Genomic DNA, 13811 nt, shown 5'->3' with positions numbered 1-13811 from the left:
CTCCCGTTTCATCGTCAAATCACTCTCACCCCTGACGGGCGGCCCAGCTTTTGAGCTCGACCAGCGTGAAGGGCCAGCCGAGCTCGCGGCCCGCCTCGTCACGCAGCACCGGAATGCGCACCCGATAGGCGGCAAGCCACTGCTCATCATCCATGATGTCGCACTGGCGGGTGGCGGCGGCAAGGCCGGCCTCCTCCACCAGCGCCCAGGCCTGCTCGCACAGGTGGCAACCGTCGGTATGAAACAGGGTCAGCATCACGCCTCGCCTTGCTCCGGCGCATGGGTGATGATCCAGCAGTTGTGGATGTGCTGGTTGCGCTCGAAATCCTTGGGCCGGGTCTTGCCGGTGATGTTCTGCGCTTTGAGACCGATGGCCTCGAGACCGGCCAGATCCATCTTGAAGTGGCGCTTGTTGTTGGAGAACACCAAGGTGCCACCAGCAGCCAGCAACCGCTTCAGGTGCTGCATGAGCAGCAGGTGATCGCGCTGCACATCGAAGCTCTCATCCATCCGCTTGGAGTTGGAGAAGGTGGGCGGATCGATGAAGATGAGGTCGTACTGCTCGTCCGCTTCAGACAGCCACTTCAGGCAGTCAGCCTGCACGAACTTGTGCTGACGGCCCACCAGCGAGTTGAGGCGCATGTTGTCCTGTGCCCAGTTGAGGTAAGTGCGCGACATATCCACTGTGGTGGTCTCGCTGGCACCGCCAAGACCCGCGTGCACGGTGGCACTGCCGGTGTAGGCAAAGAGGTTCAGGAAGCGCTTGCCATTGGCCATCTGACCCAGCATGCGGCGGGTCTGACGATGGTCGAGGAACAGACCGGTATCGAGGTAGTCGTAGAGGTTGACCCACAGACGGGCACCATACTCCTGCACTTCCATCCGGTGCTGCTCTTCGGATAGCTTCTGGTACTGCTGCTTGCCCTCCTGACGCTCGCGTACTTTCAGGATCACCTTCTCGCCGTCCATCCCGGTCACCTTGATGGCGGCTTGCACCATGTCGAGCAGACGCTGACGGGTCTTCTGGGCAGGAATATCCTTGGGCGCCGCGTACTCCTGCACCACCAGATAGTCCTGATAACGGTCGATGGCGGCGTTGTACTCAGGCAGGTCGGCGTCGTAGAGACGGTAGCAGTCGAGATTCTCTTTCTTGGCCCACTTCTCGAGCGCCTTCAGATTCTTGCGCAGACGGTTGGCAAAGTCCTGTGCCACCTCTTTTTGCGAGGCCACGGAGTCCAGTGCGATTTGATAATTGCGCAGCTGACACTCGAGAGCACCGTTGAACAGGCGATACTGCTTGTCGGCGCGCAGGCGCAGACAGCTCAGCAGCTCGGGCGATGCGGACAGAATGGAGACTTTCCAACCCTGGAAGCTGCGACGCAGAGCATCGCCCAGCGCCTGGTGCACTTCCAGCAGCGCCGGAAATTCGCCAAGACGCTCGCCATAAGGCGGGTTGGAAATGAGCATACCGACCTGGCGGGCCTCCCCTTGACCTTCTTCCCCTTCAACAGGGGCAGGCATCGGCAGCGGGTTTTCCAGCTTGGTGACATCGGCTTGCTTGAAGGTGATGAGGTGCGCCACACCGGCCGCTTTGGCGTTATCACGGGCTTTGAGGAGCACGCGCTGGTCGGCATCACAACCAAACAGTTTTACTTCGCAACGCTGCATGCCGCGTTTGGCACGCACTTGTGCTTCCATCATCAGGCTCTGCCACAGCTCGCTATCATGCTGCAGCCAGCGATCGAAACCGAAGCGCTCGCGACGCAGCGCCGGCGCCATGTCGGCGGCGATAAAGGCCGCTTCGATCAGCAGCGTACCGGAACCGCACATCGGGTCCATCATGGGCTCACCGGCCCAGCCACTACGGGCAATCATGGCGCAGGCCAGGTTTTCTTTGAGCGGAGCTTCACCGGTGCCCTGACGATAGAAACGCTGATGCAACGCCGGGCCTGACAAGTCCAGCGTGATATTGGCCTTGCCTTTGCCCAGGTGCGCCATGATGCGAATATCCGGCGACTTCTTGTCCACGTCCGGACGCACGTGACCGCGCTTGGTGAAGCGGTCGACGATGGCATCCTTGATTTTCAGCGCGCCATATTGGGTATTGCGAATGGCAGGGTTGGTACCGGTAAAGTCCACCGCGATGGTAGAGGTACCGGAGAAGTGCTCTTCCCAGGGGATTGTGTGGGCGCCCAGATAGAGATCCAGATCATCGTTCATCTGGAATTCGGAGAGCACCAGCACGATGCGGGAAGCAAAACGGCTCCACAGGCAGGCCTTGTAGCCAATCGCCAGTTCGCCTTTGAAGTGGACGCCAGCCACGGTCTCACGGACCTGCTCTGCGCCAAGATTGGTCAGCTCATCGGCCAACAGGTTTTCCAGCCCCTTGGGGCAGGTTGCAAAAAATTCTTTCATCACGCTCACGGGGAACCCATAAAAATAGTGCCGCATTATACCCCATCAGGCGGGCTGGAGCATGCAAAAGTCGGCGCAAACAGCAGGATGGAAACAGATTGATAGGTGGCGATAAAGGTAAAAGACCCCATGACTACCCGATGGCGAGATCATGGGGTCAAACATCATTTAGCGGCTCACTTCATACGAGCCTTGAAACGGGGATTGCTTTTGCAAATCACGAACAATTTGCCGCGGCGGCGTACCAACTGACAATCGGGATGACGCGCCCGTGCGGATTTGAGTGAACAGACGACCTGCATTCAGGACTCCTTCTTGCTTGAAAATGCGCCAAAGCGTTTGTTGAAACGGGCCACACACCCCTCGCTCGATACCTGCTTCTGCTTGCCGGTATAAAACGAGTGCGACTGGCTGGAAACATCGAGCGATACATAGGGATACTCCTTCCCGTCTTGCCACGTATAGCGGCGATCGCTCTTGATGGTTGACCCGACCAGGAAAAAGGCATCTGCCGCCGTGTCATGGAACAGCACCAAACGATAATCAGGATGAATATGAGGCTTCATGGCAGCTCCATTTTGTTATGTTATAACAAAATGTAAGTGAGAATAGCTCTCGTTTCAAGCAAAAAATGTCGTATGAAGAAAATCGCTTCAGTGAGTGATGTGTTGATGCTGAGGTGGAGGCACTACACAAGCAGAACGAAACAAGAGGGAGACACCATGCTTGCAGCACGGAAGACCAAGATACTGCGTGGGTCAGAACACAAGGTGCAAGTGGATGTAACAAGCCTCAAGAGAGGCTGAGCCACAACCATGAAGATCAATGAGAATGGTCAAGATGTTCGCGGATCAATGAAGTATCAGAAACGAGGAGCGATTGAGGTGACCACAGTAAAAACAGGCAGCGGTGTAATCACAGAGATAAAACGATTGATGAAAAGATATCAACTGACCTGACGATATTGCTCGGTCACGGTAATACGCGGTTTCATCCGGTTATTCATCACCTTGATCACCCCGAAACGCGGCAAGGTTTTACTGGTGGTCAATACCAAATCGGCTGTGAGGTTCAAACAGACGCTGGCCTGCTCCCCTGCCTCAATGACCATAAATTCGCCGTTACCATGGGGTGTATTCATCAGGACCAGATCACCGTTTTGCGGGATCACTTGCGGATGTTGTTCACTAAAAAACCAGCTTTGCGGCATCAGGGGTTTATAAAAACGACTGACCGCGATGGCATTAAGCACCAACTGAACCTGATGGGGAATACTCCACTCAAGTTCGGCTGCTTTATCCATCAACTGATAATAGAGGGCGGCATCATCGACACAAAAAGGCTGGGTCGCAAACGAGCTGGGCACCAATTGTCGCCCTTTATACTCGGTCGCAAATAACATGTTATCAGACAGGTCCAACATCAGACGGTCACTCTGGGCATCATAGTGCCATTGCCAGCTATCGGTCGGTTGGATAAACATGTTGGAGCCCTTACTTGATAATTACCAGTTGACTTTATTCCATATGCAGGAAATCAGCAACGTCAAATAAAGGGCTCCGCCATCTATTTCTTAAATATTGGTCACAATCTCTTTGACCAGCCCCGGCCCTTTATAAATAAAGCCGCTATAAATTTGTACCAGACTGGCACCGGCGGCCAATTTTTCACGGGCGGCCATGGCACTATCAATACCACCCACCCCGATAATTGGCAGAGCACCATTGAGCGCCTTGGCCAGATGACGGATCACCTCGGTACTCTTGTGCTGCAGCGGACGACCACTCAGGCCACCAGCTTCACCGGCGTGGGGCATGTCATAAATCATCTCGCGCTCGAGAGTGGTATTGGTGGCGATAACCCCATCAATACCATTTCGTACCAGCGAAGCGGCCACCTGATCTATTTCTTCAAGGCTTAAATCCGGGGCAATTTTAACCGCCAGCGGCACATACTTTTTATATTGAGCGGCCAGCTCTTGCTGACGCACCTTGAGGGCGGCCAGCAATTCATCCAGCGCCTCGCCATATTGCAGTGAACGCAAACCCGGGGTGTTGGGGGAAGAGATATTGACGGCAATATAACCAGCATGATCATAAACCTTGTCCATGCAGATCAGGTAATCATCCTTGCCCTGTTCGATGGGAGTGTCTTTGTTTTTGCCGATATTAATGCCGATGACTCCCTGATATTTGGCCTCTTTTACCTTGGCCACCAGATGATCCACCCCCTTGTTGTTGAATCCCATCCGGTTGATGATCCCCTCTGCCGGAATAACCCGGAACAGGCGCGGCTTGTCATTGCCGCTTTGGGGTCTGGGGGTGACGGTACCGACTTCGATAAAGCCAAATCCCATGGCGCCCAGCGCGTCAATGCACTCACCATCTTTATCCAGACCGGCCGCCAATCCCACCGGATTGGCAAAAGAAAGCCCCATGACAGTGACGGGGCGTTTCGGCAAATTCTGGCGGAAGAAACAATCGAGTGGCGTACCGAGAAGGCGGGGCAAATATTTCATGGAGAGATCGTGAGCCTGTTCCGGATTGAGTTTGAACAGGAAATGCCTGGCGATGGGGTACAACATCTTTGCTCCTTAAAGAAAGCCCCGGCAACTGGCCGGGGCTTTGGGTGTAATGTCGGTGTCATGCCTTAATCTGGCAATTAAAGCGCCCGACAATTCAACTGGAGCAGGTTCAACTCTCGCAAGGCCACCGAGAACTTGGCGAACTCGTGGGTACTGGTGGTCTTGAAGTCGGCCAACATATGGGTCCAACGGGACAAGAGTTGCTCATGCTCCGAAATCCAGTCGGCCAGTATGGTAGCGCATTCTCCCTGATCTTTGCACCCTTCCAGTACCACAGAAGTGAGACTGCGTTGCTGCCAGTCAAGATCTTCGCGGAAGGAGGCTCGCGCCATCGCCTGCCAGTGGTTGCCGACCGGCTGATGGTTGATCTGGTCGAGGAACCAGTGCAGATCCAGTTTGGCTCCGAGGCGATAGTAAACGTTGGCGGCACGCAGGATATCGGTCTTGTGCTCGGCGGCAATCTGCGCCAGATCCAGACTGGAGAAGAGGCTGCTCATATGGGCGACCTGACGGGCAATGGCTTCAGGCACCTGTTGCTCCATCCACTTGGCAACAGCCTGACGATGCTCGGCCACTTCGCTCTCATCCATCACCTCGTAGAGGTGCTTCCCTAAGGTCTCGAACGCCGGACGGAAGAAGGCGATGTTCTCGCTGATGCTCCAGCTGCGATTGCGGGCACGCAGGAACCAGCGGGTGGCACGGCGCACAATGCGGCGGCTGTAGAACATCAGCTCGAGCTGAGTCTGGGCATCAACCAGGTTGTCGCACCCTTCGATATCGCGCCACAGCTGGTTCATGCCAAACACTTCGCGGGCCATGGCGAAGCAGCAAGCCACTTCGGCGACCGAGGCACCGGTCTCGTCCTTCATCCGGCTGGCGAAGTTGAGTCCCATGTCGTTAACCAGCATGTTGGCCACCCGGGTAGCGATGATCTCGCCACGTAGCGGGTGATCGGCCAGCTGGGCACCAAACTGCTGCTGTACTTTGGCCGGGAAGCTGGTGACCAGCATGTTGGCGAGGAAGGGCTCGTCGGTCACTTCCGGGCAGTTGAGCTGCTCTTTCAGTACCATCTTGCCGTACGCTACCAACACCGCCAGTTCGGGGCGGGTCAGCCCCTGCCCTGCCGCCATCCGCTCGGAGAGCTCCTCATCGGATGGCAGGAACTCCAGTGCACGATCGAGCTTGCCTTCCCGCTCCAGCCCCTGAATAAAGCGCTGCTGCTCTTTAAGTTGTTCAGAACCGCGGAAGCTGGTGACCGAGATGGACTGGGACTGGCGATAGGCATTGGTGATCACGATCTGCGCCACGTCGTCGGTCATCTCGTAGAGCATCTGGTTACGTTGCTTGAGAGTCAGATCCCCTGCCGCCACCAATTGGTTCAGCAGGATTTTGATGTTCACCTCGTTGTCGGAGCAATCCACCCCGCCCACGTTGTCGGTAAAATCGGTGTTGATGCGACCGCCCTGACTGGCGTACTCCACTCGGCCGAGCTGGGTAAAGCCGAGGTTGCCCCCCTCTCCTACGATACGGGCCCGCAGATCGCGACCATTGACCCGCAATGCGTCATTGCTGCGATCGCCCACTTCCCCATCGCTCTCGCGAGCGCTCTTCACATAGGTGCCAATGCCGCCGTTCCACAGCAGGTCGACATTGAGGCAAAGCAGTGCCTTGATCAGCTCGTTCGGGGCCATGCTGGCCTTGTCGGTGCCGAGCAGGGTCTGCATTTCCGGGCTCAGCTTGATGGACTTGGCCGAGCGCAGGAAGATGCCGCCCCCCTGTGATATCAGCTCACGGTTGTAGTCATCCCAGCTGGAACCCGGCAGATCGAACAGCCGCTGGCGCTCGACAAAGCTCTTGGCCGCATCCGGGGTCGGGTCAACGAAGATGTGCATGTGGTTGAACGCGCCCACCAGCCGGGTGTGTTCAGAGAGCAGCATGCCGTTGCCGAACACGTCGCCGGCCATGTCCCCAATCCCCACGCAAGTGAAGTCGGTGGTCTGGCAGTTGACGCGAATTTCACGAAAATGCCGTTTGACCGACTCCCAGGCACCGCGGGCGGTGATACCCATCTTCTTGTGGTCGTAACCGACCGAGCCGCCGGAGGCGAATGCATCGCCGAGCCAGTGGCCGTATTCGAGGCTGATCTCGTTGGCAATATCCGAGAAGGTGGCAGTGCCCTTGTCTGCGGCGACCACCAGGTAGTAGTCATCCTCATCGTGGCGCACCACGGATTTGGGCGGGATCACCTCGCCGCCGATGATGTTGTCAGTCACATCGAGCAGACCGCGGATAAACAGGCGATAACAGGCCTTGCCCTCCTCCTGGATAACGGCGCGAGGCGCCCCCACCGGCATCTGTTTGCAGTAGAAACCGCCCTTGGCCCCCACCGGCACAATGACGGTGTTCTTGACCTGCTGGGCTTTCACCAGACCCAACACCTCGGTGCGGAAGTCCTCTTTGCGATCTGACCAGCGCAGACCGCCACGAGCTACTTTGCCCCAGCGCAGATGCACCCCTTCCACTCGTGGCGAATAGACGAAGATCTCGAATTTCGGCAACGGCAGCGGCATGTCGGTGATGCTGGACGGCGCCAGTTTGAAGGAGATGTAGGGCTTGATGTTGCCCGCCTTGTCCAGCTGGTAGTAGTTGGTGCGCAGGGTGGCGTCGATCATCTCCACATAGCGGCGAATGATGCGATCGTCGTCCAGGTTGGCCACCTGATCCAGCTTGGCGGCAAGCTCCTCGTGCAGCTTGGCCTGTACCTTGGCGTCCTGCTTGCCGGCAGGATCCAGGCGCTGTTCGAACAGGGTAAACAGCAGTTGGGCGATATCGGGGTAGCGGGTCAGGGTCTCTTCGATATAGGACTGGCTGAAGGAGACGCCGGTCTGGCGCATGTATTTGGCATAGGCGCGCAGCACCGAGACCTGACGGCCAGTGAGGCCCGCCCCCAATACCAGCCGGTTGAAGCCGTCATCTTCCAGCTGCTTGTTCCAGATGGCGGCAAACGCCTGCTGGAAGCGCTGCTGGCTCTGGGCCAGATCAAAGGGCTGCTCGCCGTGCAGCAACATGGAGAAGTCGAGGATCCAGAACAGATCGCCAGCCGGAGTGCGTACCTGATACGGGGTCTCGCCGATCACCCGCAGCCCCATGTTCTCCAGCATCGGCAGCACATCGGAGAGGTGAATGGGCTCGGTGCGATGGAACAGCTTGAGCCGTACCCGACGGTCGTTCTCCTCCTCCTGCGCGCGATAGAACAGCATGCCCAGCGGCTCGGCTTCGCTCAGGTTATCGAGCGCCATAATATCGGCCACGGCAGAGCCAGGCAGCACATCCTCCTTGTAAGCGCGGGGGAATGCAGTACTGAAACGGCGGCGCAGCTCGTTGCCACGAGCCTCGCCATAATGGGAAAGCAGCACGGAGTCGAGTCTGTCGTCCCAGCTGCGGGCCGCTTCAATCAGGTTGTTCTGTACTTCGTTCACATCCACATCCACGTTGTTGTTGTTGACCCGCACTATGTAGTGGGTCCGCGCCAGCACGCCTTCGGTGAAGTAGACGTTGAACTCCACCTCTTCATTGCTGCCAAAATATTTCTGCAAAATTTGCTGGGTCTTGATCCGCAGCGCCGTGTTGTAGCGCTCCTTGGTGACATAGACCATGCAGGAGAAGAAACGGCCGTACACGTCGCGGCGCACGAACAGCCGCAGCATGTCCCGCTCCTGCATCTCCAGCACGCCAAGACCGGTGGCCAGCAGCTCCTCTTCACGAGCCTGGATCAGTTCGTCACGGGGATAGGTTTCCAGCACGTTGAGCAGCGCCTTGTAGGCGTGGGAGCCCTTTTCGTGACCGGAGGCGGCCATGATGCGCTCGAGTCGATGGCTGATGAGCGGGATCTGGGTCGCGCTGGTGTTGTAGATGGAAGAGGCGTAAAGACCGATGAAGCGATCTTCCCCGATCACCTTGCCGTGCTCGTCGAAGCGCTTGATGCCGATGTAATCCACATAGGCCGGACGGTGCACCCGGGACTTGCTGTTGGATTTGGTGAGGATCAGCAGGTCAGAACTCAGAGCAGCGTGACGGGCGCTGGCTGGCATGTTGCCAAGGCGCTGACCCACCTCCTTGATGGAGTTCTTCATCAGCCCCAGGCTGGAGCTCGCCTGCGGCAGGATCTCGTGATCCCCCTCCACGGCCTTGACGTCGTAACGGCGATACCCCATCAGGGTGAAGTTGTGGGCAGCCACCCATTTGAGAAAGGCAACGCAGGAGGCCACCTCCTCCTTGCTGACCGGGTGCTTGCGCTTGGGCAGTTCGTCGATGATCTCATTGAGCTTGGCCAGCATGGGCTGCCAGTCGCCGACTGCCAGCGCCACTTCACCGGCCACCGAGTTAAGCTCGGCAGCCAGCGCGGCCATCTGCTCCTCGCTGGTGAGGTGATCGATCTCGATAAGGAATGCCGTTTCAACCGAGGTCTGCCCGTCGGTGTTGTCGAGTTCCAGAATGGCGTCAATCTTGCCATCCGCACCACGAATGAGGTGCAGCGGTTGGTGCAACATCATGTGGGCGGTGATATTGAGTCGCTTGAGTGCCATCCGGATGGAGTCCACCAGGAAGGGGGAGTCCTGCAGGATCACCTCGACGATGGTATGGGGCGATTGCCAGCCGTGACGGGTCAGCTCGGGATTGTAGACCCGGATGTAGGGATCGGTACCGGTGCGCAGATTGAGGGCATTCCACAGGCTAAGGGCCGCGCCGTAGAGATCGCTGTCATTGCGATCGTGCAGGTCGGAGCTCGCCATGTTGCCGTAGAACTTGGCAACGAAGCGCTCGACCAGAGAGGCGCTGTTTTTGGGCAACTTCTGATGGATCAGACTGAGAACGTTTTCGAGCAGAACTGAGGTAGGGGCGTCTTTCAATGCCATTTTTATATTCCTTATCGGACGACATTAACCACCGACGCAGAGGCAACCACCCTGGTTACCCGCTGGTGCAGAGTTGTTGCGAAGTGTAATGGCTTGGATAAGGGAAGGCGAGGAAAGGTGCTAACGAGATGTTAAAAACAAGGTGCAGATCACGGCTTAAACTGTGATAAATTTTGCAAATAACCAAAAATACAGAAATTCACACTACCTTTGTGCCAGTTTACCGGATAGATAGTGACATAAAGCAGATAAACAGTCGGTAATCTGTTCTATTTTTGTTAATTTATGCGTTCGAGGCTGATAAAGCGGTAATCGTCCTGGGTTTTCAGCCGAAAGTAGCCATGCACACCATTGATGGCGACAAAGGGGCGTATTTTTTCTATGCCAAGTTCCAGGGTCAATCCCTGTTCGCTGCGCACCACCAGCCGTCTGGCATGGCCCTGATACATCAGCATCACCTCATCACTATTCAATGAGAGCCGAAAAGTAAACTGCTTCACGCTTGCTCCTGACCACACGACAAATCACACAATAGGGGCAGGCGCATTCACGCCCCTGCCCCGTCGACACTTACTGCTGCAGCGCCTTGCTGACCTTCTCGAACAGATCCCGCGCCAACCCCTCAAGGTTGGCAAGACGAGTCAGCTCGGCGCGGATCAGCGCCTTGCGCGCCTCATCCAGTCGCTTGAACTGGATAAGCGGAGTGATAAGGCGGGAGGCCACCTGCGGATTGACCTCGTTGAGCTCGATCAGCAGATCGGTCAGGAAGCGGTAACCGCTGCCATCCACCGCATGGAACTGCACCTGATTGCTCATGGCGAAACTGCCGATCAGCGCCCGCAGCCGGTTCGGATTGCGAATGCTGAAAGTGGGGTGATTCATCGCCTGTTTCACTTCACTCAGCACATCGGCAGCCGGTTTGCTGCCAATCAGCCGCAGCCAGTTGTCCAGCACCAGTCCATCCTTGGCCCACTTGCCTTCAAAATCGGCCAGCAGCGCAGCGCGGCATGGCAGCAGATAGCCGTTGGCCACCTGCAGCGCCGCCAGGGTGTCGGTCATATTGTCGGCGGTTGCGTACTGCTCGCGCACCAGCGCATCGGCATGCTCCGCATCCAGCGCCGCCAGATAGCCGAGCACCACCCCTTTGAGGGCCCGTTTGGCCATGTCGGCGTGCACTACCTGATAACAGTTCAGACGCAGGCTCTGATAGGTAGTCGCCAGGCGCGCGCCAAACGCCTCGGCAAGACGGGTGTGGATCGCGTCGCGCACCTGATGGATGGCATCGATATCGGCCACCTCGAACAGCTCGGCCAGGGTCGCTTCGCCGGGCAGCGCCAGGATCTCCGCCTTGAGGGCCAAATCGAGATCGCTGTCGTCCAGAATAGCGACGAAGGCGGCCAACAGGGTTTGGGAGAGCTCAACCCCCTGCCCGTGCTGTACCCGCGCCACCCCGTCGATGACCGCCTTGTTGATCAGCATCTGGGCTGCATCCCAGCGGGCAAACTCGTTGCGGGCAAAGCGCATCAGGAAGGCGAGCGCTTCGTCGCTGTAGTCATAGTGCAGCTTGACCGGCGCGGAGAAGTCCCGCAGCAGAGAAGGAACCGGTTTGACGGGCACTTGATCGAATTCGAAGGTCTGCTCCGCTTCCAGCACGTCGAGCACGTTGCCGATGGCCTTGCCCTGATATTGCAGCGCAATGACGGCACCCTGCTCGTCATAGAGCTCGATATCGAGAGGGATATGCAGCGGCAGCTTCTGCGGTTGATCCTGGGTCGGCGGAGTATGCTGGCTCACATGAAGGCGATAGATACCGCTGGCGGCATCATACTCGTCGGTCACGGTCAGCTCGGGGGTGCCGGACTGACTGTACCAGCGGCGGAAACGGCCAAGATCGACACCGGACGCATCCTCCATCGCCTGCACGAAATCATCGCAAGTAGCGGCCGAGCCGTCGTGACGCTCGAAGTAGAGACGCATACCGGCTTGGAAGGCATCTTCCCCCAGCAGGGTGTGCATCATGCGGATCACTTCCGACCCTTTCTCGTAGACGGTGAGGGTGTAGAAGTTGTTCATCTCGATCACCACATCCGGACGGATGGGGTGTGCCATGGGGCCGGCATCTTCGGCAAACTGCGGGCCGCGGACGGTACGCACGTTGTTGATGCGGTTGACGCCACGGGAGCCGAGATCGGAGGAGAACTCCTGATCCCGGAATACCGTCAGCCCCTCTTTCAGGCTGAGCTGGAACCAGTCACGACAGGTGACGCGGTTGCCGGTCCAGTTGTGGAAATACTCATGACCGATCACCCGTTCGATACCGTGGTAGTCGCTGTCGGTGGCGGTGGCTGGATTGGCCAGCACGAACTTGGAGTTGAAGATGTTGAGCCCCTTGTTCTCCATGGCGCCCATGTTGAAGAAGTCCACCGCGACGATCATGTAGATGTCGAGATCATACTCAAGGCCAAAACGCTGTTCGTCCCAACGCATGGAGTTGATGAGGCTCTCCATGGCAAAACCGGCGCGATCGAGGTTGCCCTTGTCGACGAAGATCTCGAGGGCCACCTTGCGGCCGCTCTTGGTGGTGTAGTGGCTGCGCTCCACATCGAAATCACCGGCCACCAGGGCAAACAGGTAGCTCGGTTTGGGGAAAGGATCCTGCCACTGTACGAAATGACGGCCGCCATCCAGATCACCGCAGTCGACCTTGTTGCCATTGGAAAGCAGGAAGGGGAACTGGGCTTTGTCGGCGGTAATGCGGGTGCTGTAGCGCGCCAGAATATCGGGGCGATCCAGATAATAGGTAATGCGGCGAAAGCCCTCCGCTTCACACTGGGTACAGTAGGCATCACCCGATTTGTAAAGCCCTTCCAGCGCGGTGTTGGCAGCCGGATCCAGCAGGGTGACAATGGTCAGTACACATTCGGCAGGCAGGTTGAACAGGGTCAGACTGCTCTCGCCTTGCTCGTAGTGGTCACAGGGAATGCCATCGATGGCAACGCTCTTGAGGGTCAGCTGCTCGCCATCGAGGACCAGCGGCGCATTGTGCTCGCCGTTGCGGCGAATGCGGGTGATGGCAGTGACCTGGGTCAGCGGCTCCTGCAGTTGGAAATCGAGGTCGATAGTGTCGATCCAGTAGAGCGGCGCCTGATAATCCTGGCGATATTTGGCCGTCATGGCCTGGGAGTGATCGGTCATTATTGTCTGCTTCCACGCTTGTTAAAGGCGAGAAAGAGGCTGTCACAACCAACTGGCGGGGTCAAACAATTTGCATGACGTCAGATGTGCCAGACAAAAAGAAAGGGCGACCGCAGTCGCCCTTGTGTATTAGAGTCGCCTTGTCAGCTGGGTTTGCTGATCTTGGCCAGATCCGCCGTGATATTAGCTGCTTCGATGAGATACTCATCGGGCGCCTCAAAATCCGCAGGCAGTTCGTCCAGACTCTTCACCGCCGGTTTGCCAAGGCGAGCCAGCCGCTCGTTGGTGCGTTTGAGCGCTTGCTCATCCTGTTTCGCCTGCTCGGCAACACGCTCCGCCTCGTTGAGGGAGACCGACTTCTTCTCCTTCTCCACCTTGTAGTCGGCAATATCTTGCATCACGTAGGCGAACTCGGGATCCTTGGCGATGCGGGCATCATGAGCCGCCTGCAGCTTGGGCAGCAGAGTAGTGAAATTGCCCAGAGTCTGATAGTTGGCAGAGGCTATCTTGTCCCACGGCAGCGCATTGAACTCACGGCTTTCACCCGTCTCTTCCGGCGCAACCGGTGTAGGGAAGCTGATATCCGGCGCAACGCCCTTGTTCTGGGTACTGCCACCGTTGATCCGGTAGAACTTGGCGATGGTGTACTGCACGTGACCCAGCGGCTGCTCGTAGAAGTCATAGACCTTGGCGAGGCTGCG

General features: G+C 57.5%; 10 protein-coding genes. All 10 read right to left on the bottom strand.

What is annotated here, in order from left to right; genetic code table 11:
* Positions 1-25: 25 nt before the first annotated feature.
* Complete coding sequence (locus G5253_RS05630; protein ID WP_047435069.1) at positions 26-256, bottom strand: glutaredoxin family protein; 231 nt, start codon at positions 254-256, stop codon at positions 26-28.
* Positions 256-2451, bottom strand: coding sequence for a bifunctional 23S rRNA (guanine(2069)-N(7))-methyltransferase RlmK/23S rRNA (guanine(2445)-N(2))-methyltransferase RlmL (gene rlmKL, locus G5253_RS05625; RefSeq protein WP_266134641.1), 2196 nt, complete (start codon positions 2449-2451; stop codon positions 256-258). The genes G5253_RS05630 and rlmKL overlap by 1 nt, the downstream gene beginning before the upstream one ends.
* Before the next feature lie 140 nt (positions 2452-2591).
* Positions 2592-2717, bottom strand: coding sequence for a type B 50S ribosomal protein L36 (ykgO, locus tag G5253_RS05620; protein WP_005336596.1), 126 nt, complete (start codon positions 2715-2717; stop codon positions 2592-2594).
* Positions 2718-2981, bottom strand: coding sequence for a type B 50S ribosomal protein L31 (locus G5253_RS05615; protein ID WP_266134640.1), 264 nt, complete (start codon positions 2979-2981; stop codon positions 2718-2720). It lies immediately after the preceding gene.
* Positions 2982-3361: 380 nt separating this feature from the next.
* Positions 3362-3898: a cell division protein ZapC gene (locus G5253_RS05610; RefSeq protein WP_005360526.1), complete on the bottom strand. Its 537-nt coding sequence runs from the start codon at positions 3896-3898 to the stop codon at positions 3362-3364.
* 90 nt (positions 3899-3988) lie between these two features.
* The gene (gene pyrD, locus G5253_RS05605) at positions 3989-4999 is read right to left on the bottom strand and encodes a quinone-dependent dihydroorotate dehydrogenase (RefSeq protein WP_005336601.1); all 1011 of its coding nucleotides are present in this window, start codon (positions 4997-4999) and stop codon (positions 3989-3991) included.
* 77 nt (positions 5000-5076) lie between these two features.
* Complete coding sequence (locus tag G5253_RS05600) at positions 5077-9915, bottom strand: NAD-glutamate dehydrogenase (protein ID WP_266134639.1); 4839 nt, start codon at positions 9913-9915, stop codon at positions 5077-5079.
* A 278-nt stretch (positions 9916-10193) separates the two neighbouring features.
* On the bottom strand, positions 10194-10415 hold the full coding sequence (locus G5253_RS05595) for a DUF2835 family protein (RefSeq protein WP_005351919.1): 222 nt from the start codon (positions 10413-10415) through the stop codon (positions 10194-10196).
* 70 nt (positions 10416-10485) lie between these two features.
* On the bottom strand, positions 10486-13110 hold the full coding sequence (pepN, locus tag G5253_RS05590) for an aminopeptidase N (protein ID WP_266134638.1): 2625 nt from the start codon (positions 13108-13110) through the stop codon (positions 10486-10488).
* Positions 13111-13253: 143 nt separating this feature from the next.
* Positions 13254-13811 (bottom strand): carboxy terminal-processing peptidase (locus G5253_RS05585; protein ID WP_421202834.1); only part of this gene is annotated, 558 nt, incomplete at its 5' end.

Source organism: Aeromonas sp. 602658, from assembly GCF_049173005.1.
Lineage (GTDB): Bacteria > Pseudomonadota > Gammaproteobacteria > Enterobacterales > Aeromonadaceae > Aeromonas > Aeromonas veronii_A.
Note: the sequence above shows the minus strand (reverse complement) of the source record. Positions and strands in the feature narration are given on the sequence as shown.